The 26,349-nt window shown below is 43.8% G+C and carries 22 protein-coding genes, 2 pseudogenes and 1 riboswitch; of the genes and pseudogenes, 11 read left to right on the top strand and 13 right to left on the bottom strand.

Annotation, left to right across the window (positions count from 1 at the left end):
• Positions 1 to 8: 8 nt before the first annotated feature.
• A riboswitch (FMN riboswitch) is annotated at positions 9 to 160 on the bottom strand.
• Between the two features lie 56 nt (positions 161 to 216).
• The 4 genes and pseudogenes from ASL11_RS10525 to ASL11_RS10505 all read right to left on the bottom strand — a co-directional run bounded on the left by ASL11_RS10525 (position 217) and on the right by ASL11_RS10505 (position 4,978).
• On the bottom strand, positions 217 to 1,341 hold the full coding sequence (locus ASL11_RS10525) for a Ger(x)C family spore germination protein (protein ID WP_056613262.1): 1,125 nt from the start codon (positions 1,339 to 1,341) through the stop codon (positions 217 to 219).
• On the bottom strand, positions 1,338 to 2,450 hold the full coding sequence (locus tag ASL11_RS10520) for a GerAB/ArcD/ProY family transporter (protein ID WP_056613260.1): 1,113 nt from the start codon (positions 2,448 to 2,450) through the stop codon (positions 1,338 to 1,340). The genes ASL11_RS10525 and ASL11_RS10520 overlap by 4 nt, the downstream gene beginning before the upstream one ends.
• Positions 2,443 to 3,782: pseudogene (locus tag ASL11_RS38115) on the bottom strand (spore germination protein). Before ASL11_RS38115 ends, ASL11_RS10520 begins: the two are co-directional and overlap by 8 nt.
• A gap of 317 nt (positions 3,783 to 4,099) precedes the next feature.
• Positions 4,100 to 4,978, bottom strand: coding sequence for an ATP-dependent DNA ligase (locus ASL11_RS10505; protein ID WP_235550441.1), 879 nt, complete (start codon positions 4,976 to 4,978; stop codon positions 4,100 to 4,102).
• Positions 4,979 to 5,285: 307 nt separating this feature from the next.
• On the opposite strand from ASL11_RS10505, the gene ASL11_RS10500 reads away from it, so the two are divergent.
• Positions 5,286 to 10,553 (top strand): lamin tail domain-containing protein, encoded by a 5,268-nt coding sequence (locus tag ASL11_RS10500; RefSeq protein WP_056613254.1) that lies wholly within the window; start codon positions 5,286 to 5,288, stop codon positions 10,551 to 10,553.
• Between the two features lie 88 nt (positions 10,554 to 10,641).
• Here ASL11_RS10500 and ASL11_RS10495 read toward each other — a convergent pair whose 3' ends face one another.
• Complete coding sequence (locus ASL11_RS10495; protein WP_056613252.1) at positions 10,642 to 11,121, bottom strand: carboxymuconolactone decarboxylase family protein; 480 nt, start codon at positions 11,119 to 11,121, stop codon at positions 10,642 to 10,644.
• Positions 11,122 to 11,289: 168 nt separating this feature from the next.
• Here ASL11_RS10495 and ASL11_RS10490 point away from each other — a divergent pair, with 168 nt between their 5' ends.
• Genes ASL11_RS10490 through ASL11_RS10480 form a run of 3 tightly spaced genes read left to right on the top strand, consistent with a single transcriptional unit; the run spans position 11,290 to position 15,017 of the window.
• On the top strand, positions 11,290 to 12,738 hold the full coding sequence (locus ASL11_RS10490) for a spore germination protein (protein ID WP_235550440.1): 1,449 nt from the start codon (positions 11,290 to 11,292) through the stop codon (positions 12,736 to 12,738).
• Positions 12,735 to 13,892, top strand: a complete 1,158-nt coding sequence (locus tag ASL11_RS10485) for a Ger(x)C family spore germination protein (RefSeq protein ID WP_056613251.1) — start codon at positions 12,735 to 12,737, stop codon at positions 13,890 to 13,892. The genes ASL11_RS10490 and ASL11_RS10485 overlap by 4 nt, the downstream gene beginning before the upstream one ends.
• Positions 13,893 to 13,919: 27 nt before the next feature.
• Complete coding sequence (locus tag ASL11_RS10480) at positions 13,920 to 15,017, top strand: GerAB/ArcD/ProY family transporter (RefSeq protein WP_056613249.1); 1,098 nt, start codon at positions 13,920 to 13,922, stop codon at positions 15,015 to 15,017.
• On the opposite strand, the gene ASL11_RS10475 is transcribed toward ASL11_RS10480, so the two are convergent.
• The 4 genes from ASL11_RS10475 to ASL11_RS10460 all read right to left on the bottom strand — a co-directional run bounded on the left by ASL11_RS10475 (position 15,006) and on the right by ASL11_RS10460 (position 18,030).
• A complete protein-coding gene (locus ASL11_RS10475; protein WP_056613246.1) occupies positions 15,006 to 15,914 on the bottom strand; it encodes an RNA polymerase sigma-70 factor in 909 nt (302 codons plus the stop codon). The genes ASL11_RS10480 and ASL11_RS10475 overlap by 12 nt on opposite strands.
• Before the next feature lie 159 nt (positions 15,915 to 16,073).
• Positions 16,074 to 17,156 (bottom strand): Gfo/Idh/MocA family protein, encoded by a 1,083-nt coding sequence (locus ASL11_RS10470; RefSeq protein WP_056613244.1) that lies wholly within the window; start codon positions 17,154 to 17,156, stop codon positions 16,074 to 16,076.
• Positions 17,157 to 17,299: 143 nt separating this feature from the next.
• Complete coding sequence (locus tag ASL11_RS10465) at positions 17,300 to 17,623, bottom strand: carboxymuconolactone decarboxylase family protein (RefSeq protein ID WP_056613242.1); 324 nt, start codon at positions 17,621 to 17,623, stop codon at positions 17,300 to 17,302.
• Positions 17,620 to 18,030 (bottom strand): tautomerase family protein, encoded by a 411-nt coding sequence (locus ASL11_RS10460; protein WP_056613240.1) that lies wholly within the window; start codon positions 18,028 to 18,030, stop codon positions 17,620 to 17,622. Before ASL11_RS10460 ends, ASL11_RS10465 begins: the two co-directional genes overlap by 4 nt.
• 113 nt (positions 18,031 to 18,143) lie before the next feature.
• Here ASL11_RS10460 and ASL11_RS10455 point away from each other — a divergent pair, with 113 nt between their 5' ends.
• Positions 18,144 to 19,025 (top strand): LysR family transcriptional regulator, encoded by an 882-nt coding sequence (locus ASL11_RS10455; protein WP_056613238.1) that lies wholly within the window; start codon positions 18,144 to 18,146, stop codon positions 19,023 to 19,025.
• 14 nt (positions 19,026 to 19,039) lie between these two features.
• Here the strand turns inward: ASL11_RS10455 and ASL11_RS10450 are convergent, their stop codons facing one another.
• The gene (locus ASL11_RS10450) at positions 19,040 to 19,570 is read right to left on the bottom strand and encodes an NUDIX hydrolase (protein WP_056613748.1); all 531 of its coding nucleotides are present in this window, start codon (positions 19,568 to 19,570) and stop codon (positions 19,040 to 19,042) included.
• Between the two features lie 442 nt (positions 19,571 to 20,012).
• Here ASL11_RS10450 and ASL11_RS36375 point away from each other — a divergent pair, with 442 nt between their 5' ends.
• On the top strand, positions 20,013 to 20,162 hold the full coding sequence (locus ASL11_RS36375) for a hypothetical protein (RefSeq protein WP_157256881.1): 150 nt from the start codon (positions 20,013 to 20,015) through the stop codon (positions 20,160 to 20,162).
• 123 nt (positions 20,163 to 20,285) lie between these two features.
• Here the strand turns inward: ASL11_RS36375 and ASL11_RS10445 are convergent, their stop codons facing one another.
• The 3 genes from ASL11_RS10445 to ASL11_RS10435 form a co-directional block, all read right to left on the bottom strand.
• Complete coding sequence (locus ASL11_RS10445) at positions 20,286 to 21,287, bottom strand: aldo/keto reductase (protein ID WP_056613236.1); 1,002 nt, start codon at positions 21,285 to 21,287, stop codon at positions 20,286 to 20,288.
• Between the two features lie 28 nt (positions 21,288 to 21,315).
• Complete coding sequence (locus tag ASL11_RS10440) at positions 21,316 to 21,648, bottom strand: carboxymuconolactone decarboxylase family protein (RefSeq protein WP_056613234.1); 333 nt, start codon at positions 21,646 to 21,648, stop codon at positions 21,316 to 21,318.
• Between the two features lie 236 nt (positions 21,649 to 21,884).
• Complete coding sequence (locus ASL11_RS10435) at positions 21,885 to 22,805, bottom strand: AraC family transcriptional regulator (protein WP_056613233.1); 921 nt, start codon at positions 22,803 to 22,805, stop codon at positions 21,885 to 21,887.
• 184 nt (positions 22,806 to 22,989) lie between these two features.
• Here ASL11_RS10435 and ASL11_RS10430 point away from each other — a divergent pair, with 184 nt between their 5' ends.
• The 5 genes and pseudogenes from ASL11_RS10430 to ASL11_RS10410 all read left to right on the top strand — a co-directional run.
• The gene (locus ASL11_RS10430; protein WP_056613231.1) at positions 22,990 to 23,841 is read left to right on the top strand and encodes an aldo/keto reductase; all 852 of its coding nucleotides are present in this window, start codon (positions 22,990 to 22,992) and stop codon (positions 23,839 to 23,841) included.
• Between the two features lie 167 nt (positions 23,842 to 24,008).
• Positions 24,009 to 24,306 (top strand): annotated as a pseudogene (locus ASL11_RS10425) (PadR family transcriptional regulator).
• Between the two features lie 117 nt (positions 24,307 to 24,423).
• Positions 24,424 to 25,290: a pentapeptide repeat-containing protein gene (locus ASL11_RS10420; RefSeq protein ID WP_056613744.1), complete on the top strand. Its 867-nt coding sequence runs from the start codon at positions 24,424 to 24,426 to the stop codon at positions 25,288 to 25,290.
• A 13-nt stretch (positions 25,291 to 25,303) separates the two neighbouring features.
• Positions 25,304 to 26,065: an ABC transporter ATP-binding protein gene (locus ASL11_RS10415; protein ID WP_056613229.1), complete on the top strand. Its 762-nt coding sequence runs from the start codon at positions 25,304 to 25,306 to the stop codon at positions 26,063 to 26,065.
• Positions 26,066 to 26,349 (top strand): ABC transporter permease (locus tag ASL11_RS10410; protein ID WP_327205097.1); only part of this gene is annotated, 284 nt, incomplete at its 3' end.

Here is a 26,349-nt window from a genome sequence, read left to right as displayed (position 1 = left end):
AGTTTGTTCTTCACCTTCTCTCATCCGGACTATACCGTCGGCCTTGGAATTACACCAAGTCAGTCCCAGCCATTACTGGCCAGGAGTCGCGGGCTGGAGATACATGCATACATGTATCCTCACCGCCGGTAGGGAATTGCACCCAACCCCGAAGGTTCATATTCGATTAAGTGTATACTATCAGGTTACAGTTTAATTGGCAACTCTTTTTATCTCTTATTGTATCTGTCCCAGCCGCACGATTTTCATGTCTACATGAACATCATAGGATGCAGATTTATACATCTCATGCCATGTTTCACTCGTCAGATTCGAGTGGTAAACTCGGCTCCGAAAAATTTCGCCAAATCCGATCGGATCCGAATTTAAGGAAGTTAATTTCTTTAGTAAACCATTTATTTGCTTTTCTGATTCTTCATTCATTCCTTTTTGCAGGGCTTGAATGACACTGGCTTTACCGAGATCGAGCTGCGCAGAGCTTTCCGTAAGCATTCCCTTCAATTTGATATTGACCTGAAACTTAAGTGGGTTCTGGCTGATCAACTTTTTACTGCTATCGCTAGATATATTCTCCACCACAACACGTACGGTCTTATCTTGTACTTTCTTCGCGATATCACCTAATTGATCCGAGTCTAAGGACAGTTCGATACTCCCCGCTTTAAAACGATCCCGTATTGTCTTGAGGAAGAAAGCTTCCCTTGGGGCTACTGTACCTACCAGTTTGTCACCACTGAAAACAGCCACATCTTTCAACTCTATGGAATCGCCTTTTCGTTGTAGCAGCGGTACCATGGGATCTGCTGTAGAATATAAGGTAGAGAGGAATTCATGAAGTGTGCCTGAAACCATCTGTTCATCCATAATATTCTGGTGAATGTCGTCTACAATAAAGGTTCCGACATCCGGGAACTGAGTATATTTATGCATTAATAGATCTTCTGCTCTGTCTTTACTGATAGCCATATAAACCGTACTAGCAATGGAGGCGTCTCGAAATAAGGTGTCTACCAATGGCAAGAGTCCAGCCTGGGCAAGTTTATAATCATAAATGGCGACCCGAAGCTGACCTGAAACGACCTTCTTATTCGACTTACGGTTCGCAGCAACGCGAGCTCCTTTACTTGTCAGCCCCTCAGAGGTGATCGTCATGACAGATGATTTGGAACTAGGATCGATCTGATGAATCACATAGGTAGCATTAATTTTTTCCCCTTCACCTCGGTCATACCCTGCTGCTATCGTCATTCCTAATTTCTCCAACACATTTGTCTCTAAATGTAAGCTGCTAACTAAAATGCATACCAGCAACATAAAGAAAATGATATTGAATCTTTTCATTCGTTCACCTCTGTCTGACTCTTTTTCTTCTGCCTCCAGAAATATATATGGACAATTCCAAAGAGAAACACCGGATACACATATACAATATAAACAGCCCACTTAGCAAAAAAATCATTAATTTGATTAATCTGTATCCGGGAGTCAATGAACGAACAAGCGATACAAGCAACTCCCATAAATAGATACAGCCAGTATTTTTGTTTCCATAAAAACGTACGTTTGAGCCCTTTGGTCGCCGCCCAGCTGTACATGAGCAGATTAGGAACTATCACTAAGAGCCACAAACTAACGCCTATATACTCAAACCGTTCTAAGAAAGGAAATTTGATAATTTTCAACATGGTAAACGTAGCCCAATCTGTCTTCAAAAGTTCACCCCCACTGAAGAATACAATAGAAACAAACATGACAGTTGTGTACACCAAAGTGACACTCATTAAACCAATTTGGGAATACCGTTGGACTTTGGACTTATCTCTGGCATACGGATAAATAAAATAGAGAATTTCAAATCCCGTCATAGTGAACGACATCGAAAGAACTCCTTTACTCAGATGCTTTAGATCTGTTTCAAGTAGGGGTAATACCCCTGTCCAATCCGCATATCTCAAAGGGAAGTAAAGTAGAAAGATGAGCCAAACCGTGAGCGTCACAAAAGCGAAGCATGCCCCTACAATCGTTCGTATGCCTCCATTTACACCATAAAAAACGATACTTGTAATCAATAACGAAAGTACCCACTGCGGAGCGTTAGGAAATAACCAGACCTGAATCATTTCAATATAATTGCGCATCACAATAATCGTAGCGAATAAGAAATAAACGATATAGATGAGATTCAAGACATTGCCGAGCGATTTTCCGTAGACTAGTAAATGAATTTCATAGAGGTCCTTATTTGGGAATTTCGCCAATGTTCTAATCATCAGCCAGACAACGAGCTGAGTTACGATACCTGCAATCAAGACAGCAATCCACGCATCATGGCCTACTATTCCAAACACTATTCTTTGATAACCAGGGAGACCAACCCCCACCAGAGCATCATGGATAATAAACATGAGTAAAAAACTGCTATACATGTAGGTTTGTTGTGTTTTACTCATCGATATCCGTGTTTCCCTTCAGGTTGTTGTTCTCCCCATTATTGGCGAATACGGAGCGTTTCGGGGCCAATTTGTATGGAATCCTTATGAGACCATCTCGTTTGTTTTTATTTTCAATTGAATAAGGAGGGTAGAAATAAGGTTGTCCCAGACTAGATTGCCGCAGTAAATGTAGAACTAAAAAAGCAATGCTAACAGCAATACCTAGACCACCCATTATGCCTGCGGATAGGATAACTGGAAACCGAATAATACGGATCGTATTTGCCATGGCAAACACTGGCGTAGTGAACGAGGATAAGGCACTCAACGCAACAATGATGATTAAAATATTGCTAGTGAATCCAGCTTGTACCGCCGCCTGTCCAATGACAATACCACCAACAATGCCCATCGTCTGACCTACTTTGGATGGTAGTCTTGCACCAGCTTCGCTTAATAGCTGAATAATCATTTCCAGCATTAGCGCTTCTACAAGTGGAGGAAAAGGTACTCTAGCGCGAGACTGAGCAAGAGGGACCAGAAGTGCCTCCGGAATTACTTCGTAATGGTAGGTAAGTGCAGCTACATACGTGGCTGTAGCGAAGAGGGATATCGCAATACCCACAACAGGCCCGTAAGCCATCTATAGTAATAATCTTCAATTGATTTAAAAAAATCAAAAAAAGTGTTGGGGCAAATGATGATCTGCGGACTGCCGCTAACGGCGATAACAGCCTTTCCCTCTAGAAGTGGAAATATCGCTCTATCTACCCTCTCAGTCGTGATCATTTGCGGAAAAGCAGAGCTAGGATTATCTTCCAGCCACTGAGCTAAAATCGTTGCATCTAATAGCGCTTCCAGATCTAACGCCTGAATGCGGTTATAGATATGAGTCACCATTTCTAAATCAGCGCGGTTGCTTAAGTAGACGAGGTGAACGCTCGTTTTCGTATTTTCACCCATATTTATTGCGATTTCGCATAAATCCGGGTTAGGCAAATATTGATGGATCAGCGCCAAATTGGTTTCCAAATTTTCCGTAAAAGCAATTTGTGGCCCTAGAATTTGACTCTCATTTTCAGGCTTAGTCAACGCTCGTTCTCTTCGTTTTATCGTGTTGGCCAGAAGGCCATACTTATACCCGCTAATGTGGATATACGTCCAACCTTGCAAGATATGTTGCTGCATGTGGTACCAATTATCGTCCAATAACAGCTGACCTATTGGCAGCAAATTCACTAACTTCTCAGGGGAAGTCAGCTCTTCTATTTCAATTAATCGATCGAGGATTTCTTGGAAAAGAAGCTCCGAATCCACCAAATTACTTAGATAGTAAACACCATATGTCATGTTATGGGTTAATTCTCTACTAACAAAATCAGGAAACATACGAAACGTTTCTTGAAATTGTGTGTTCATTTGAGGCAATTCTGCTACGAAATTAAAGGATGTAGTCGCCGTCACATAGGGCTCGTTAATCTTAGGTTTGGGTTTAAATAAGAAATTTTTTATGGAAAACATGGTCGCAATCACCAAAATCCTGACGTGTCGATAGTAGGAATATCATGCGCGGAATTGATGCTGATTATGTAAATGAATGGGTATATGTATACAGAAAAAGACTGAACTCACCTTATCTTCCCTAGTGAATTCAGCCTTTTTACGATTTAGATAACAAATTCCATAAATTCCGGTGAACGCAGTCTCCCGCTTAGGGTCCAGCTTCTAGTTTTAACCCTCGCCATAATCCGTGGCTCCATATAGGCGAAATTCTTGTCTTCCTTGAAAACTAAGCGTTTCTGCACACTTTCTATCACTTTTTGGTGGATAGGTGATACGCCTGATTCAACTATGCCTACAGGAAACTTAGATCCATCTGCTGCATCAATTGAGACCAGTAAGGCAAAATTATTTTTTCTATAACCAGAAATGTACACATCTGCATACGTCCAATTGATTACTTTTTGCCAGCGGATAGAGCGTTTGTTTATTTCATAAATGGAATTTTCTTTTTTGGATTTTATAATAATACCCTCAAGCCCGCGGCCGCGAACTTGTTCATAATACTCGATGGCATTTCCTTCAAACATTTCAACTTTTTTATAATTTTCATTTTCTTTAAAAGCCTGATTCAATAGTTCTTTACGCTTAAGCAAACTTAAACCCGTGACGTCAATACCTTTGTATCGCAAAATGTCAAAAGCACAAAAAACCACAGGTTTCTTATTTTTTCTAGATAAAAACCTTGCGGACATCGCTTCAAAATCAGGTTTCCCTTGATCATCCAGCACGACTAATTCACCATCCAGTATGGTGCCTTCCGGTACAGGACATCTTAATAGCTCAGGGAATTTATGCGTTATTAAGTCATTGTGTCTCGTATACACATACAGTTTATCCATATGGGAAAGAATACATCGTAAACCATCTAATTTTAATTCCGCAATATGATTCTTACTGTCAAATGGCTGGTTATTTTTGGCATTGTACAACATCATAGGAGAAATGAACATGTTATTATCACCCTGACTTAAATGATACTTCACAATGAACCTCCTGCCTATTGGTAACTGTTTCCCGAGCTTTTTTTAAATAATAAAAGAATCCTCCAAGTCTATCTTCCCTTTTGTGAAGAAACCTAGTATATTAAACGTACAGTTTAATAAAAGCGTTTTCATGGCCAGGAGATAATGAGAGGCCCTAACACCAAACGATGTATACCATCGTGGTTGTTAGGGCTTTTTGTTGTTCATTCGCAGAAAGGAGTAGACATGTAGCATAAAATGCATCGTTTTTTCCTGAGATTTCCGGATTTATCGTTCTCACTGTCACAAACGAAATGGAGGAATAACATTGTACAAAAAAAGTTTTTCGAAAATGTTCGCGAAGTGCTTAGTAGCCGCGTTGTTGGCATTGCAAGTCGCGGGATGGGGAACCGTCCCGGCAGCCCATGCTGCTACAGTAAGTCCCTCTGACTTGGTGATCTCCGAGATCGTTCCAGCTTCAAGTGGTTCAGGACAACCCTATGAATATATAGAGATCTTCAACCGTACATCAGAGACGATCGATCTCGATAACTTCAAATTACAGTACTATACTGCGTCACCTTACACAACAGCAGGTAATACTTGGAAAATATCCAACAAAACTATCGGACCGAAAAGCTATTTGGTCCTCTGGTTAAAAAAATTCGATTATCCTAATGTACCGTTAACCGACTTCAACCTCAATTATGGTGTTAATCTGACCACAACTAATGTATTCGAGATTGCTTTAACGACGAGCGCTCAAGGGCTACATGACTCGTCGAAGCGTCGTGTCGCCCTTGCCGATGGCAGCGGAAATGTGATTAGCGGAGCTTTTATTAACGATGGCGTCGCTGATGGTACCGCTGGTAACATCAATAAAAGTGTCACTTACACATACACAGGAAATCTGGATACAACCAAAGTTGCAAACGGACAAATAGCTTCTCCCGGAATAAAACCAGCAATCCCAGCGGACCTGACGGCAACGCCATCTATAGACAGCGTAGCGTTACGTTGGAGCGCGAATACGGAAGAGAATTTGGCAAGTTACAACGTTTATGTGCCAGAGACGCAGCAATCTTACACCGTTACGGGTACGACATATTCGATTGTGGGCCTAACAAGCGGAACCGCCTATAATTTCCAAGTCACGGCAAAGAATACGAGCGGAATCGAGTCACCGCGTGCGTTAGTCAGGACAACCACGCTAACGAATGGTGATCTTCCTCCCTCAACGCCTACAGGATTGATGGCGGTTGCCGGCCCAGCGTCGGCAACTATTACCTGGAATACCAACACGGAATCCGATGTATCTGGTTATAAGATTTATATGAACGGTAATGACATTTCCGGTACAGTGACTGGTACAACGTACCAGGTAACCGGATTGACAAACGATATCACGTATCATTTTACGATTACGGCTGTGGATAACGTCGGCCAGGAATCAGCTCTTTCGGGTGCAGTCGCCACTATACCACGACTCTATCCTACCCTAATGATTACGGAAGTAGTACCCGATAGCCTGAAGATTGATATGACCAGCGGCACACCTGATGCCTATGAGTTTGTTGAAATCTATAATACGAGCAGCGATCCGATTCATTTAAAAGACTATAAAGTTATTTATTCGACGCCGACCGTTTATAAATGGCCGATTACGTCCGATATCGTAATTCAGCCCAAAGGAACTGTCGTGTTATGGGCCAAAAATACAAGTAACTCCACAACGAATACTGCTACATTAGCAGGCTTTAATACGAGCTACGGCACGAACCTAACCACGGATCAGCTTAGTGAAGTCGATGCTTTAGGAGGAATGGCCAACGCCTCTCCTCGAACGTTATCCATTGCAGCTCCAAACGATGTACCGATCAGTACGGTTTCCTATGACGCGGTTGATGTCGGGGAAAATCGGGGGGCTAATTTCACCTATCCGACGGATGGAACGATCATATTGCAAAAGCTAAGATATACCGAAGCCGCAACACCGGGCTCCGTGTTTGCCGCTCAGCAGCCACCATCGCCATCAGATCATAGTGCACCCGCCGCGCCTACTGGACTAACGGCTACAGCGAGAACAAACAGCAGCGAATTGAGCTGGAACGCGAATCTTGAGGCAGATGTCGCCTATTACAATGTGTATTTGGATGGAACTCTAAGTCAAACGCTGCTAGGAAATCATACAACCGCTACTATCATTAATTTGCAAAATAATCGCCCTTATACGTTCGCGATTACAGCAATAGATACAGCTGGCAACGAATCGTTGAACTCCGAGACCGTAACAGTAACACCTTCAGGAGCTATGACGCCTAAGCTTCTAATCACAGAGCTTACCCCGGACACAGGCAACTACTTACCCTCTGGGGCACCTACCAGTTATGATGCCTATGAATTCGTGGAGATTTTCAATTCAAGCAATACTTCGATAGATCTCGAGGGTTACAAGCTGCAATTTACGAGTGCTGATGTGACGAAAAGCTGGGAGAAAACGATCGACCAATCGTTCGTGATCGCTCCGCGCGAAATTAAGCTCATTTGGACTCGAAATGTCGGACTCGATTTCTATTCAGATGAGCATTTTAATCACTACTATTTCGATACATATTCAGAAAAGTACATGCCACAAGGGAACATTTTCAAAATAAATGACGTCAACGGTCTTATCAATGCTGGTCAGCAAACGCTTGCGATTTCCGACCCGAATGGAACGGAGATTATCCGTGCAACATATAACGATAACGGTGCGACCGATTTTGCAGAGAAAAAGACAATCACCTATGCTTATCCGTTTGACGGATCGACAACCATGAGGAAGGTCGGCACAATGCAATCCACATCACCTGGTGTATTACAGGATGGACAGGTGCCTCCAAAAACGAAAACAGACGATCTTGCCCCCGCCGCTCCGACTGGCGTCACTGTTGTTGCTGGTGAAGGTAAAGTTTCACTTAGTTGGAATGCCAATATAGAATCGGATCTCAACGCTTACAAAGTTTACAAAGATGGACTCTTAGACATCATCTTACCTATAGGGCAAACAACGTTAAATGTGCCACTGCTTCAAGGAGGAATCTCGTATTCCTTCGAGATATCCGCACTCGATTCCTCTGACAACGAATCGCTGAGATCTGCGGTAGTCGTGGCAACGCCAACGCACCAACGTATCACACAAACGGAAAGAGCCATAAATCCATTTAATTCGACTTACCAAATGCTATGGAACGTAAGCAGCGAAAGAGCCATTATTCCTGGACTTGCTGAAGATTTCGTTCCGCAAGGAATGGCATACGACAAAGATGAAGATTGGATTATCATCACAAGTTATATGGAAGACAAACGTCCGAGCACCCTGTCGATCATCGATGCACAAACCGATCAATTGATCAAATATGTAAACCTATATGATGGCAGTGTACCTTATAACGGCCATGCCGGCGACGTAGCCGTCAGTAAAGATCATGTCTGGATTGCCTCTGGGTCAACTATTTATCAATTGAGCAAGGCAGACCTAATCAATGCCCCGGATAAAGGCGGTGTGTCCTTCGAAAGCAAGTTTGCAACGGTCACCAACGCATCCTTTACCAATTATGCAGACGGTGTTCTATGGGTAGGAGAATACTACTACCCACCTACCTACACGACGGCTGCCAGCCATAAGTTGTTAACCCGCGACAATACGTACCAATACGCGTGGGTAGCTGGTTACCGTTTAGACAGCCAGACCGACGTGTTGCCAACCGGTAGAAATGACGGAACGAATACGGTTGTTCCCGATTTGATTTTGTCCATACCGGATAAAATACAAGGAATGGCGATGCTGCATGACAGCATCATGCTTAGTCAGTCCTATTCGCGGAGCAGGGACAGCAATCTTTTGAAATACAATAAACCTGATTTTAACGGAACCGCCGATACGACCGTGAAGGTAAATGCTGTCGATATACCCGTATGGTATATGGATAGTCATGCGAAATCGGCTGGTAATAACGATATGCTCGTTCCACCTATGTTGGAGAATATGATCGAACGGGATGAAAAGTTATATCTATTGTTCGAGTCCGGTGCTAACGAATACCGAGATACAGCTAACTATACGCTTGATCGACTCCAGATGGTTGATTTGTCACAGTGGACGAATTACGGAAACCCTTCCATTCACGGCTTAGCCGCATCAATGATAGCAGGAACTCAAGGTCAGGCGAGTGTGCTAGAGGAAATGGGAAATAAGCCACAAGTGGACGCTACACATGGATATCACTTTGCGAGCAGCAACCCGAGTGTTGCGGAAATCTCAGCAACTGGATATCTTCATGCAAAAACGTATGGAGAAACCGTTATCCGTGCATCCAACGGCATCCGGACAGCAACATTTTCCTTAACGGTAACGAATTCGACTGATGAGCACAATCAGGAGCCTGTCTATTCACAAGAACCTATTTCACAACCTGCAGCACCACAGTTAGAAACAACCTCGCTCATTGTAAAACCAGAAGATTTAACTTCGACGAACGGGAAAGTTATACTCAAGTTATCGAGTGAAAAAAACCAAGTTATACTACCGGCCAATACGATAGAATTGCTCAAAACCGGCTCTTTAGAAATCGTCAGAGAGGATCTTAAGGTAACACTTTCAAAGGATTCACTACAAGCAATTGCCGCACAAGCGACTGAGGGAGAACGTAAAGACGGATTAGTTTCTTTTAAAATAAACAAAGTGCCAGATGACAACATAACCGCTCAGCTGAATCATGCCCACGGTTTGGAAAATGCAATTGTACGAAGCGCCAGCGATGCCGTGGACTTCCATCTGAGCATTGTGAACAGTGATGGCGAGGAAAAAGAAATCAGAACATTTGATACTCCCATTACTGTTACCTTTAAGATCAACCCCCAGATGGATAAAAATCTGTTGGGCATTTATTATATCGACAATAACGGAGTTGTGGAGTACGTCGGTGGGGAATTAATAGGGGATGTCTTGGAGGCTCAGCTGCACCACTTCAGTACTTACATCATGTTGGAGTACAACAAGCTTTACGCTGATGTTCCTGAAGGACACTGGGCGAAGCCAGCCATCGCCGTATTAAGTGCTAAGCATATCGTTCAAGGTGTAACCGATATGACATTCGAACCTGCCAGAGCCGTAACGCGAGCAGAATTTGCGGCGTTACTCACAAGAACTATGCATCTGAAAGCAGCACATCGATCTTCATTTACTGACGTCCCCGAACATGCATGGTACGCCGAAGCCGTCACAGCACTAGCTGAAGCCGGTATCGTGAACGGAACCGAAAGTAACAACTTTGCCCCGGATCGTACGATATCCCGCGAACAGATGGCGGTCATGCTGCTACGGGCTGCGGAGGTCGGCGGGACTCACGCTGAAACCGTAAGCATGAAACCGACATTTACGGATGAAGACACGATCAGTGATTGGGCAAGAGAAGCTATAGCGAAAGCAGTTCGCATTGGCTTAATCGAAGGTAAAGATAACCATCGTCTGGATCCACAAGGCCCGACATCCCGTGCGGAGAGTGCCAAGTCGATCTACAATTTATTGAAGAGAATGAAGTCATCATTGCAATAATAATACCAATACAAAAAAGATCTGGATGCGCGAAGCACCAGATCTTTTTGTATTGTCATGCCCCAGCTACAGTCTAATGGGGCAGTTATTAGCTAAGGCCAGCTTTGGTCAATCCGAATGCTGTATCAGCCGAGCCTGGTACATTCTTGAAAGCGACGTTGATGCGATTCCAAGCATTGATAGCCATTACGGAGAAAGTCAGATCTGAGATTTCTTTCTCAGAGAACTGCCCTCGTACCCGATCATACAATTCGTCCGGTACACCATGCTCAGGAAGCTTAGTCAGAATTTCTGTCCAAGCCAGTGCAGCCCGCTCGCGGGGCGTAAACAGTGTCGATTCTCTCCATATTGCAATGTGGTAGAGACGAAGCTCGCCTTCCCCATGGATCTTGGCTTGTTTGACGTGCATGTCTAGACAGAATCCGCAACCATTCATTTGTGAAGCTCTGATGTGAACAAGATCAAGAATCTTCTCTTCAACAGCACTCCCCTGTTCTGCGTTGCTGAATTCCAGCATTTTTTTGAAAAGCTCCGGTGATTGCTGCATATAATTTAAACGTTGTGTCATAAGTGATTACCTCCTATTTTTTCTGACACTATGAAGACAACTGGCGACTTCAATGTGTGACAAAAATCTTCACTCCCTCCCCCTTCTCATACATGCCAATTTCTGCATAAGCACTTTCCGCTCTGTTCATACTATCTCAGAGATTGAAGGCACTGGAGGGGATCATCTTTGGAGGCAATCAGCACGCGTATAGAAACGAATGAAGACTATCTCACCGAACAGTTCAAGGATTGCTCCGATATTGTCATTCGATCCTTTAAGTTAATGGATGAAACCCAACTTCTACTCGTGTATTTGGATGGCATGACTCGCCTACAAAGCATTGAAGATAACATTCTGAAGCCGTTAATTTTCAGCGGCTTGCCGCAAGGCATTGATCGTATACAATCGCTTGCTGAGATGTTCAGACGTGAATGGTTGCCATTAACAGATATCAAGACCGACAAATCCATAGCGGATTTGGTTAACCATATCCTGCACGGCTGCTTAGCTATTTTGGTGGACGGTGAAGCTTCTGCACTCATTGCTCAAGTCCAAGGATACGAGACAAGAGGTATTCAAGAGCCAATGAAGGAAGCAACCTTGCGAGGCTCCAAGGAAGGCTTCGTGGAACATATCCGCACGAATACGACGTTAATTAGACGCAGGATCATTCACCCGCTTCTGAAAATGGAGTCTTACACAATTGGCAAATATACACAAACTGATGTGATTCTTGCCTATATGAAGGGACTTGCTGATGAGAAAGTTTTAACAGAAGTAAGAGAAAAACTCGATAAAATCGAAATGGACGGCATCATTGATTCCGCGTATCTCGAAGAATGGCTGGAGAATAGTTCCTTCTCCATCTTCTCGCAAATCCAGAATACCGAGAGGCCTGATATCGTAGCTGCAAGTTTAATAGAGGGAAAGGTCGCTCTGCTCACGAATGGAACCCCCTTTGCTCTTATTCTACCTGTTACCCTCTGGTCAGGTCTTCAATCCGCAGACGACTATTTCGAGCGATTTATATTTGTCATCATCACTCGGCTGATCCGATACATTATGACGTTCATTTCATTCGCCTTACCTGCTATCTACGTCGCACTGTCAACCTTCCATCCCGAAATGGTCCCGAGTTACCTCATGATTGGTATCGCAACAGCACGGGAAAATACGCCATTCCCCACCGTCATTGAGGTATTCCTCATGATGTTTATTTTCGATGGCTTACAGGAGGCTGGCGTTCATCTCCCCAATCAACTCGGGCCTGTCGTCAGCATCATTGGTGCCCTGGTCATCGGACAAGCCGCTGTAGAAGCCGGCATCATTTCCACGCCGATCATCATCGTCATTTCGTTAACAGGTGTCGCCGCTTATACAATTCCCAGATACAGCGCCACGCTCCCCTTTCGCTTAATCCGTTATCTGATGTTGTTTATCTCAGGGTTCTTAGGGTTTGTCGGCTTTGCCTTTGGCATTATTTTCTTGTTGATCCATTTGGTATCACTGGAATCCTTTGGAACACCGTACTTAAGCCCAGTAGCCCCCTTCGATGGCAAACGGATTAGAGATCTGCTTATTCGTTACCCCTTCTGGATCAAGAACGGTCGCAACAAGAAAGGACGTTCAACATGATCCGAGTTGTCCTCCACACATGCGTGTCCATGTATCTCGTATTGCTTTTAACCAGCTGCACGGATTTTGTGGAACCGAATCAATTAGCTTTCGTTATGGGGACAGCCATTGATCATGCTGAGAACGGGAATATTGAAGTTAGCCACCAAATCGCAATCCCCTCTAAGATGAATTCTTTTAAAAGTGGATCTGGCGATTCCGATAGCTTCCTCGTCATGTCGGCCAAAGGTAAGGACGTTTTTGAAGCAACACAGAAAATTCAAAGAGAAATGTCCCGTAGATTGATGACGAGCCATCGCATTTTGATCGCGATCAGTGAAGAGTTTTTCAATAAGAATGACGTTACCAAATTATTTGATAAGCTGGGCAGGGACCCTGCCAACAATCAAAGAGATGTTACACTCATGATTAAAGGAAGCAGTGCCAAGGAGTTTCTTATGATTAAACATCCTTTGGAAAATATCTCGAGCATCGCTGCCGGAAAAGAATTGCATATTAACGGAATGAAGAGCTTCTCTACCAGACAATTTATTATTGATAGTGCAACACAGGAAAGCAGCTCTCTTGTACCGATTCTCCAAGTCAAAAATCTAAAGGTGAACACCAAAAAAGCGGAACCGTTAGCTGTATTATCCGGATACGCTGTTTTAAACAAAAAACTGAAAGTTGGTGGCATACTGGACGATTTCGAAGGGTTAGATGTCTCTTGGTTGTCGGGGAAAGGAAGCTCACAAGGCGTAACGTTTCCATGGAAAGAAGGCAATGGCTTCCTATCGTTTCGATTAACGCATCTTAGCCGTCATATTCAATCTGTTCGCGGCCAAGATCCGCGTCAGGTTGTTATCAAGGTCAAGGCCCAAGCTTATCTTCTTGAAAACACGACCTCCCTAGACATGTCCGAAGTCACTAACATGATCGAAGTCGAGAAGTACCTCAATCAGCAAATCCAATCCAAATTACAACTTGCACTGGGGAAAGTTCAACAATGGGGACCTGATGTTTTCGGTATAGGCGCCTATCTTCATCGCAAGTATCCTTACTGGTGGAAGTCTCAAAAGGACGATTGGGGAGAAAATTTCAAGAAAGTCGAAGCCTCCGTCCAAGCGGATATCCACATTAGATCCGTCGGTGTGATTGGCGGTCAACTAAAATAAGAAAGGGAAGGAGTGACAACGAGGGAAATGAAAATAAGCGGTTATCAAATGTTTTGGCTGGTTAGTATTTCTTCCATCATCGTGGTTTCCTACCTCCCCATCCAATTAGCCGCGGAACAGTCTCGTCAGGACTGCTGGATTTCCATTCTACTCGGTGGCCTAATTATGATGGCTATCACATGGATGATGCTCCGAATTTGCTTACAGAACAAGGATAAAACACTGGTTAATTTCATGAAAGACCTATTTGGCACTTGGCTTGGTAAACTAATCATCACTGGGTATTTCCTACTATGGTTTATGCAAATGTCTACGATCCTCAGAGGTATGGCCGAATTCGTAAATTTAGTTCTCGTTCATAACACACCGATGATCGTCATTGTTCTGTTTATGATATTTCTACTTATTTATGCGATTTATAAAGGTGGCATTACGACGATTAGCCGCTGCGCTGAAGTGATTGGACCTTTCTTCGTCCTCATGTTATTCGTGCAGCTATTCTTGAATCCTCAGGATATGGAGGTAAATCGGATTCTGCCCATCTATGCAGATTCAGGTTGGACGCTTATTCTGGAGGGCACGTTTCGTTCTTACAATTATATGATGGATCCATCGATCATTCTTATGTTATTCTTTTTCGCTGAGAACAAGCGAACCGCTGCAAGAGCAATCCTATGGGGGACAGCCGTAGCGATGATATGGGGTGTTCTGACCACGCTGATTCTTCTCTTTGTGACTGGACCTAACGTGGCTGCTAAATTAATAGCTCCTGTCTACTCATTAACCAAATTCGTATCTATTCTCAATTTCATTCAGAATATCGATGCTTTTTTCATACCACTTTGGCTGCTTGGTGCTTTCATCAAATTAGCCGTATGCTTGTTTATCCTTAGTTATGGTATATCGGAGTGGACAGGAATTAAAAATTGGAAGTTTATTTCATACATCATGGCTTTCATCTTGTTGTTATACGTAATCTTTAGCACGCACAGTCTCCTGCTTTCGTTTACACTTAAGAACATGTTTCTGATTAGCTTCTTTTACCCTGCCGTCTATATTATCATTCCTTTGATTTTATGGGCAATTGGCGGTATACGACTTCGCCGCAAAGCCTCAAGTAGCTAAATGTTGTAGTTTATCTGGATTGACAATAATGTAAATACGTTGAATGGTCATGGTTGGTTCATCCCATTCAAAACAAATGACACCAGTTGGAACACCATCTTGTGATAATAATACTCCTGGTTGCTCATTGACCTCGACAAGCTGCGCTTTCGATGCTGGAAAGCGACTTTGAGAGAGAGCACTCAACAATTTGAGCACGCGTTCTTTCCTATATATAGGCTGGATAGCTGCTGACACTTTCCCTCCACCATCCGCAATCAGGATGACATCCTCTGTTAACATATCCACCAAGGATTGAATGTTACCATTCGAAATTCCCGAAATGAATCGTGTCACCAGTTCCTTTTCTTCAACCAGACGGATGGATGTGCTTGCCTGCTTTGCTGAGGACACATCTACTTTCTTCTTGACACGACTGAATATTTTCCGGCAATTCACTTCCGTTTTATTAAACATTTCGCCGATTTCACTATGTTCATACGCAAAAACTTCGCGAAGAATAAACACCGCTCTCTCCAATGGGGTCAGTTTATCCATCAGAATAAGAAAAGCATAAGAAATCGTATCATGGCGCTCTACGCTTTCCAACGGACTATCCTCGTTGATCTGCACCGTTGGTTCTGGCAGCCAATGTCCCACATAGCTAATTCTTTTTCGCCGTGCTGACTTTAATTCATTCAAACATCGGTTAATCATCATTTTGCTTAAGTATGACTTGATATTATGAATATTCTCATGGATATGGCCATGAATGCTTATGAATAAATCCTGCACCATATCCTCTGCATCTGATCTAGAACCAAGCATCCGGTACGCAATGGAAAACAAATGAAGTTTGTAGGATGTATACAAATCCTCCATGTTCGTTGCGGGGTGATCCATCGTGAAACTTTGCATAATAACACTCCTTCTTTCCTAAGAGAAACCTCAGCCATTCTGACAGAAACATGCGTTCTTTGATAAGACAACTGGCGTTGTCCATCTGTGACATAAAACTTAAAATAAAAAAAACAGCCATCATTGGCTGCTTTTCTTTATTTCGCATTTTTCACTATTTCAGCGAGGCAACTCCACCGATACCTCACGACGGGCCGCAGCGGAGCGCAGCACGCCGTCAATAATCGCTTGCTGGATTAGAATCTGCTCACCAGGGATTGGTGCTGGTCGACCATCCCGAACTGCTTCGGCAAAATCGTGTACTTTCTGATCGAACAGATTCAATTTATGCTCGACAAGCGGAACTGGCGTCGCTGTATGTCCGCCGAATTCATCATGGAATAGCGTGATGGAACCTACGGAGCCATCCCACACCCCTGACCACGGCCCAGCACCAGCCGGAGTCACTTTAAGACCCGCATCCGTACCGAGAAACATCGTTGCTCCAAGGGTATCCATGTGCATCGCCCACGATATTTTGAATTGCAGCACAAGATCATTCTCGAAGCGCACCATCGCAACCCCGAAATCTTCGACTTCGAACTTGCTCGCTTCCGGATGGTACAGAGAGTTAGTACCGAAATGGTTAGACGTAAATGCGGACACCGTTAGCGGACGAGGATATCCGAGCGTATTCAGCGCCATGTCTAGCGAGTAACAACCAATATCCGCCATCGCACCTGCTCCGGCGAGCTGTTTGCTGATGAATGTCCCGCCTGGCATACCCCGACGACGCCCGCCTCCCGTCTCTACATAATAGACATTGCCAAGTCGTCCTGATTGAACAATCGTTTGCAGCAGTTTCATATTCGGATCATAGCGAGGCTGGAAACCGAGTGTTAGCATCTTCCCGCTCTCACTTGCCGCTTGTGTCATTTCGATACCTTCTTGAAGTGTCACCGACATCGGTTTCTCAAGTAACACATTCTTTCCTGCGCGCAGAGAATCCACAGTCGTTACGTGATGGGAAACGTTCGGCGTACAAATACTGACCCCATCCAAATCTAAGCGCAATAAATCCGTATGGCTATCAAATGAAGCAGCTTCCGTTAATCCTTCCTTCTGTGCGAATGCTAACGCCTTGCTTGGGATTACATCGGCCACACCTACAATCTCTACATAGTCAAGTTTTTTATACGCGGATATATGGGCTTTGGCAATGCCCCCAGTTCCGATTATCCCAATACGCAGCTTTTTGCTCATCCTTGTCAATCCTTCTCTCTATGAAAGTGTATGAAGTCCGAACTTCCCTTCATTTCAATATAGATTGACAATAGCATATAGAAGAACGATTTTTTAGTTCATATTGATGCCATCGGAAGTGTAAGATTGCGACATTCGCCAAATCACCGCTCTATCGACCCCTGTACAATACCAAGAGCCGAAGCCGCTCGAGGCCATCCTGCATAGAAGGCCATATGCGTAATTGCTTCTACTAATTCTTCTGTGCTTAGGCCATTCTCTATAGCCAACCGCAAATGATACGGTAGTTGTTCTGTCATACCTCCTGCGACCAGCACCGCAATCGTGACTAAGCTTCGATCCCGAAGAGAAAGCAGCTCCCTTCGCCACAAATCTCCGAAAAGCACGTCCTCCGAGTATGCAACGAATGCTGGTGCGATTTCCCCGTAGGCTTCCCTTGCGGTAGACACTATTTTCCGATGAGTCATAGGACACCACCTATCCTAGACATTTTTAACATCTGTGCTTCTCCGTTACCGAATGACCAATCCTCGAATTCATTATCCACCAGTACAACAAATACATCTTCATTCCGCATAGGAAGTTCATTGGATAATTGTTCAGCTAGCGCGCTATAAAAACCTTTCTTCTGCGAAGTCGTTCTCCCTGATTTCAGTGTTATTTGAATGTATAGCAGTCCATCGCTTCGTTCGACACCTAGATAGCTAGGACTATAATAGAACTCACCTTCCTTATGAGAATGAAATACTTGAAAAACATCGTCTTCCGGAACGTTGAAGTACTCCACCAACTCGCTTCCGATAATTCGGCTGATCTGTCCTAACTTCTTATGATCATATTGGTTCTCGTAGTAGCTGACTCTTATGAATGGCATACCATGCATCACTCCCTTGATGAGATAGCTACATTGTACTCCGCACATCTTAATCTATATAATGGAATAAAATGATAATCTCAATCAATTTTATCGATGGAGGCTTGAGGGATTTGGATTTAAAAGAATTAATCACTTTTCAAACCATTCTTAAAGAGGGGACGTTCTCTCGTGCAGCGGAGAAATTGAATTATGCACAATCTACGATATCGAACCAAATGCAACGATTAGAGAAGGAAATTGGCGTACAACTTTTCAACAGGGGATGGGACGTCGAACTGACGAGTGCTGGGAAGCGATTCGCGTTGGAGATTGATAAACTCATTCAACATTGGAACGATGTTAGCAATCTGACCAAAGCCTTACAGCATGATGAGATCGGCAACTTGCACGTAGGCGGAATCGAATCTGCCATGCAGAAGCTACTCCCAAGCACCATGCGGCTATTTCTCGAACAGAAGCCACGAATCTCCTGTCAATTCACGATGGGGAATACAGATACATTATCACAATCGATTATCAAAAAAGAGCTAGATTTCGCAATTTGCGGTGAACCGTCCGATTCGTCGCCATTCTTTTTCGAACCTCTTTATCATGAGAAAATAGCTATTGTTGTTGACCGAAGTCATCCACTGCTGGAACGAAATCGCGTTACTTTCCGTGAGCTTCTTCATTACCCCCTCATCTCAGGGGGACCCACATGTCTCTATTACTCACAAATAACCAAATTACTATCTCATTACGAAGTAACGCTTCCCAATCTTCATACCCTAAACCAAATTTCAGCCATTCCCCATTTTGCAAAAGGAACGCTGGCAGTGGGTCTCGTTCTGGATTCGACTCCTTTGATCCCAGAAGTGGTGAGAATTGATATTGCATGGGATGAACCAGTGATCCCCATCGGGATCTTACTGCTTCGCGGACAGCACGTAACTCCCTTCTCTCATAAGCAATTGTTCTTACAACTTTTGAAAAAGGTATTGAACGACTCCTGAGCGTCTTTCTACTTTTACACAGCCTTCCCAGTTAATATGCGTACGGCCTCTTTAAGTATCGTCATATCTCTCAAAAGCATAAATTTGGATGAATAATCGGTACAAGTTAACAGAGAATCATTCATCACGTCCAGTGCTTGATCTAATGACATCCATTGAACGGCCATCCCTAGCTGGATCTCGTTTTCAGTAAGCTTGGTATCGCCGAATCTAGCTTTCGCATTTGCTATATAACAGTAGGAGAATTGCAAATACTTATTTCTGTTTTTATGCTCTTCGATATACCCCAATTCATGAATGATTTCAGCTTCATAACCCGTCTCTTCCTGGATTTCACGTAGAAAGGCATCCCTTGCATCTTCTCCTTCATCTACCCCACCGCCAGGTAGTTTGTACATGTTCGTTTTGGACATATACATCATGGCAACGTTTAACGGCTTATCGACTACAACTCCTCTTGATCCGAATCGAGAGATGGTATTTAGGAATTCAGTTGGTCCACTGCCTAGGATATCGTTATCTGTAATTTTTCTGATTAGTTGCACAAAATCAGCCCCCATTCAAGTCCTTATTCGACTTCATTATAAGCGAAATGTCAGAAGAGCTGGTATACCCTTTGATTAGGTGCCAGCATTTTTAATAGAAACCATTATTGAGACTGGACTATGCGTTACAGCTCCGCATGAAATGCAAAAAGAAGGTCCCATGAGCCATCCAGGTAGCGTGGGCCTTCTTTTGTCTCCAAATCACTTTCTGCGTGTCGTGAAAAGTTCAAAATTGCAAAAGTGCAACCTTTTTCTCGATTGAACCTCTCGATTAGAAATACGTGCGAAAGTGCAACAATTTCGGCCGACACGCCTCTATTTGGCCCTTTCGGTGCAAAAAGGATGCTCTTTTGCACGTATTTATCGATATGCAGCCGTTTCCCCCGAAAAAAGTGTACTTTCGCAGCTTTGCCCCTATTCGCATACAGGAAACGAACGCGAAATGATTCCGGAGCGCTTCCTTCTGAATCTGGAGATCTACTGTTCGGATCTTGGCGAGCTTGGCATTGCTCACGGTGGCGTCTCGATGGTACTGCGGCATCTATCCGGAATGATTATTGAGCATTCGTTGCTGGAGCAACCGAAAGTGTAGGAAGCATGTATCTAGCAAGTGCTGGTTATGTACTTCGATAACCGGCCGCAAAAAAGGAACACCTGTTAAGATAACAGGTGTTCCTGGTTTAATCGTTCACTTATCGCATTGTTCACCTGGATTTCAACTAAACTCGCGTCGGCGAGGCAAACTAAACCAAAGTCCATCGAGCCAAGCTAGCTCCTGTTCCGTTAACTTATCCATGTGAGCACCACGCAGACTAGCGTCCAACTGTTCCGGACGACTCGCACCAATGATGGCTGAGGTGATTCCCGGTTGCTGTGTAACCCATCTCACGGCCGTTGTAGTTGGATCAAAGTTACGTTCTTGGCACCAGTCCTGGTACTTCTCAACCGCGACAAACTGTGCCTCTTGCCAATAACGTTCCTGATACAAAGATCCCGCATTGTTTCCGAGTCCAAAACGAGTCCCCTCTTCCACACTTGCATTATTCCTGTATCGGCCTGTCAACATCCCTCCCGCAAGTGGGTTGTAACTGATAATGCCAAGCCCCTCATCAAGGGCCATTGGAACCAAGTCGTCCTCAATCATGCGAAACAAGAGATTGTAGCGAGGCTGAACGCTCACAAGACGGATGTAATTTTTTCTGTCAGCAATTCCGTTTGCTTTCGCCACTTGCCACGCACGCCAATTGGATACACCTATGTAGCGAACTTTGCCTTGTGTGGCGAGATCATCGAGCGCACGTAAAGTTTCATCCATAGGTACGCTTGGGTCAAATTGATGAGCTTGATAGAGGTCAAGATAGTCCGTTTTTAGGCGGCGGAGGCTATCCTCGACGGATGTTATGATATGCTTCCTACTCAACCCACGATCATTTGCTCCTGGCCCCATCGCACCGAAGCACTTCGTTGCTAACACCACTTTGTCTCGTTTACTTCCTAGCCATTCCCCGATAATCGACTCGGTTGCACCCGCGACGGCTTGTGAAGCCCTCCCAATGGGATACACATCTGCCGTATCAATAAAATTCACTCCAGCATCGAATGCCTTGTTAAGTATTTCGAATGAGGTTTTTTGGTCTGCCTGATTACCAAATGTCATCGTACCCAGACACAGATTCGTTACTTTTAATCCCGATTGTCCTAAAGATCGAATTTCCACAATAAGCACCTCTTTCCCCACGTTATTGTTATTTTTCGGTCGAGAATACCTCTTTTGCAACCGTCAGGGCTGACATTGCCTTCGGCCAACCTGCATAGAAAGCAAGATGAGTCATGACTTCGATTAGTTCTTCTTCCGTAAGTCCGTTTTGTTTCGCTAAGTTTAAATGATTTTTCAGTTGTTGCGTATTTCCGCCAGTAATTAAACTAGATATCGTAATTAAACTGCGGTCTCGCGGCGAAAGCTCTTCACGCTTCCAGATATCTCCGAATAAAACATCATCGGTTAATTCAACAATCTTTGGAGCAAAATCTCCGAAGTTTTTCTGTGCAATAGTTAATTCTTTTGAAGAATCGGACATTCATATCCCTGCTTCCACGTTTGATCTACTTATCAAGCCTTAGCCTTTGTATGTTTCTGGATATATTTCAACATATAATGAGTTCCGCAAATATCCTCCGATACATGCTTAATTTAATTATGCAATGAATCAAAAAGAAAGCGATATCCTGATCATCTTAAATGTTTGCCTATTTCTCTCGCGGAGAGAGATTCTATTTGGTCTTTTAGATGTAGATGGAACGAATTGCTTGAACCTCACACATTGGATACTTGCTCAGGTCCCTGCTCCTTCAATCGTTTCATGTCAGCTTTGGGCGGATAACCATACATCCGAGAATATTCACGGCTAAACTGAGACGCACTCTCGTAGCCTACCCGGTAGGCAACTTCAGAAGCATCCACCGATTCTGTTAGCAATAGGCGCCGAGCTTCCTGCAACCGGATTTGTTTTTGAAATTGAAGAGGGCTCATCGCAGTGATTTCTTTAAAATGTCTATGTAACGAAGAAATACTCATATTCGCTATTTCGGCAAGTTCTTCAATTCGTAAGGGGCTGGCATAGTTGTTCATGACTTGTTCAATAGCAAGGGTGATTTGATGGGTTGAGCTTCCTTCCATAACAAGTTGCTCCAAAATAATCCCATTCTGACCTTGCAGCACCCGATAAAGAATTTCCTTTGTAAATAGTGGAGCAAGCACAGGAATATCTTTCGGACTATCAAGTAAACGAGCTAATCTAATAACCGAATCTAACAAAGATAATTCGATCTGGCTGACAAACATAGCTCGCTTCGGATTTTGTTTGGGGTCCATACGAAATTCTGTATCATGTAGAAGCTCTAAGATTTGACTCGATGTAAATTCAAGTTTGAAACCCAAATAGGGAACTTCGGGAGTGGCTTCAGTGACTTGGGAGGTAACGGGTAAATGAACAGATGCAACAAGGTAATCGGCAGGACTGTACCTAAAGTGTTCCTGTGCCAGCCAAACTTCCTTCGCCCCTTGAACTACCATACAAAAAGAAGGCTTGTACACGCCATGGCTTTGTCCGGCTGATTTCGAGACACGTATGAAAAATAAGGATGGAATAGCAGTTGGGTGAACACCGTCCTTTTGTGCATAGCGCTCTATGATTTCGCAGAGCTCCTTCTGCTGTTTAACGATTAATTCAGACATTGGATTCTCCTTGTTTCTATTTTTACATAGTTCGATTATAAGCCATATTTTTCTGTTACATAAGTGGTAGTGAGAGGATTAGGCAAACATTTGGTACGAATGGGATAACTGTCTCTTTGTCATCTGGTGCATAATAAGTGAGAGAAAATGGGAGATACGACATCACTTTAATGGAGGAATATATATGCATAAAGTAATTTTGAACAATGGCGTTGAGATGCCTATACTCGGTTTTGGTGTATTTCAGATGACAGATCAAAGTGAATGTGAACAAAGTGTTTATGACGCTATTATGGCAGGCTATCGGCTGATTGATACAGCTGCCTCTTATCTTAATGAAGCAGCAGTTGGCAATGCAATCAAACGGAGTGGTATTGCAAGAAAGGAGTTATTTATTACTACGAAACTTTGGGTGCAGGATACTGGATATGAGCGCACCAAAAAAGCATTTGAAAACTCACTGAAAAGATTGCAGTTGGATTATTTGGATTTGTATCTCATTCATCAGCCATTCGGCGATGTGCATGGTTCTTGGCGTGCTATGGAAGAATTGTATCGTGAAGGAAAGGTTCGCGCCATTGGCGTTAGTAACTTCCATGAGGATCGTCTCATCGATTTGATTATCCAAAATGAAGTCGTTCCCGCGCTAAATCAAGTCGAAACTCACCCTTTCAACCAACAAATCGAAAATGCAAAATTCATGAATGAGAACAATGTTCAGATCGAATCATGGGCGCCTTTTGCTGAAGGGAAAAATGATTTATTCCAGAATGAACTTTTGGTATCCATTGCTGAAAAGGTTAATAAATCCGTTGCTCAGGTAGTTTTACGTTGGTTGACACAAAGAGACGTCGTTGTGATTCCAAAGTCTGTACGTAAAGAAAGAATAATCGAAAACTTCAGTATCTTTGATTTTGAATTAAGCCAAGAGGATATGGCGTTGATAACTACGTTAGATACGAAACAAAGCCTGTTCTTTTCACATCGCGATCCTGAAATGGTGAAATGGATCAGTAACCGTAAACTGGATATTTAACACATTAACTTTTCGAATTTGCAACAAAATAGCGGCAGTCATGGACTTTATTTTCTGGTCCGTGGCTGCCGCTTTTTTCATTTCTGACTGAACAAAGTATTTTATTTAAAATAGTACCTTGACARTCATAGTACTATGCCKTATTATAATAAATGTGAGGTGATGATATGAGCGAGAACAAAATTACATCCGACCTGCTCCGCGGACATACCGATACGATGATACTACGGCTCTTATCCGAAGCTGACCGTTACGGCTGGCGGCGAATATGAATTAAAGGAAGCCACCATGTACTCCAGCGTCAAGCGGCTTGAGACAGACGGCGATATCGAGTGGTATTGGGGCGATGAGTCTCARGGAGGAAGACGCAAGTATTTCAGGATTACCGAAAAGGGCAAGAGTGCTTACGTCCGCAACAAAAACAAYTGGGAGTATTCGAAGCGCGTAYTAGAAAATTTATTATAAGGGAGAGATTGCTATGATGAATCAGAAATTAACGAACTATTTGAACGGTGTTTTCACACCCTATGATGGGGTAAAAAGCGTCANTAGAAAATTTATTATAAGGGAGAGATTGCTATGATGAATCAGAAATTAACGAACTATTTGAACGGTGTTTTCACACCCTATGATGGGGTAAAAAGCGTCACTGAATTAAAGACAGACCTGCACTCCGATTTGCAGGAGCGCTACCGTGAACTCAAAGCTGAGGGCAAAGACGATGAAACCGCGTTTACGATGACCATTGAGAGCATCGGCGACATCGAACAAACGATCTTAGAAGTCGCCAACCTCTCCCGCTCGCTGGAACGGCAAYTAGTGACTAACTTTAGCGCAAGCAACCTGGCAATGAGCGACTTTGCAGGCGTTAAAGCTCATAAAGGTCAATTTAATGCTAGCGCGTTACGCGGTGCCGACTTTGCARGCGCTGACTTAACCGGAAGTTCATTTAAGACCAGTGATCTACGTGATGCTAATTTTGACCGCGCCAATCTGACGGACTGTGTCCTAACTGCAACTGACCTTACWAATGTAAGCTTCAATGAATCGACTCTTGTACGTACCAACTTCAGCGTTTCGGGGATGGATGGTGCCAAATTCACAGGTGTAAAACTAACCGATGTCACACTAAGCAAGATCGACCTTAGGAAAACAGTCTTTGAAAATTGTATKTTTGACGGCGTGAACTTTGAATTATCCGACTTGAGCGGKCTGAATTTTGACGGGCAAACCTTTATCGGCGTTAAGTTTGATAAATCAGCAGTAAACGAAGTTTCATTTAAAGGCGCTATATTCAAGAATGTGTCTTTCCAAGCGTTCTTTTCATTGACCAATAAGTATTACCGTGCCTTCAAAACCATCTGCTTTGACGGCGCAGTCATGGATAAACTGACTTATGCATCTCTTAAAGGTATGGGAGCCGATTTGTCTAAAGTAACGGTTCGATAAGGAGGGAAAACTTATGCCAACTAATTCGATTCAAGTCGTTGGATTGCACAAGTCCTAYAAGCAGCATCAAGTCCTTAAGGGCGTTGATTTCGAGGTGGAAAAGGGCAGTATTTTCGCCCTTCTCGGCTCCAACGGGGCTGGGAAAACAACGGTTGTCAAAATCCTCACCACGCTGCTCAAACAAGACAGCGGAACTGCCACTGTAAACGGATACGATGTTGCGTCAAAACCCGATCATGTTCGGCAGGCCATCTCTCTGACTGGGCAATTTGCCGCGGTGGACGAAATTTTGACCGGACGGGAAAATCTGATCATGATCGCGAAGCTGCGATATCTCAAGGATCCGCGTCAGGTTGCGGACGACTTGCTTAAACGCTTCGACTTGATAGATGCCGCCGACCGCAGGGCGTCTACGTATTCGGGTGGTATGCGCCGCAGGCTCGACATCGCCTTGAGYCTTGTGGGTAATCCGCAGATTATTTTCCTCGACGAGCCGACAACCGGGCTTGACCCSGAGGCACGCCTCGAGGTTTGGAAGATTGTCAAGGAGCTTGCYGGYGGCGGCACSACRGTACTCCTAACCACGCAGTATTTGGAGGAGGCTGAGCAGCTTGCAGACCGAATTGCTATTCTGCATGAAGGTAAGATTATCGCCAGCGGCACCCTCKCGGATCTAAAAAAACTGTTCCCATCTGCAAAAGTGGAATATATTGAAAAACAGCCATCATTAGAGGACATCTTCCTCTCTATCGTCRGCAAAAAGGAGGCGAAGTAAATGGAAACGGCAAAAAATCATTTCTTCACCGATATTAGCGTTATGCTTGGACGTTCCATGCGCCATATTTTSCGCAGTATRGACACCATCATCACGGTCTGCATCACACCAATTGCGATGATGCTGCTGTTCGTCTATGTGTTAGGCGGTGCCATTCAAACYGGAACGGATAACTATGTGAATTAYCTGTTGCCAGGCATCCTGCTTATGGCGATCGCAAGCGGCATAGCCTATACGTCTTACCGCCTGTTTATGGATAAACAGCGAGGTATCTTCGAGCGGTT

The sequence above is a fragment of the Paenibacillus sp. Soil750 genome, from assembly GCF_001428045.1.
Lineage (GTDB): Bacteria > Bacillota > Bacilli > Paenibacillales > NBRC-103111 > Paenibacillus_E > Paenibacillus_E allorhizoplanae.
The sequence above is the reverse complement of the archived record's forward strand: the minus strand, read 5'-3'. Positions and strand labels throughout refer to the sequence as shown.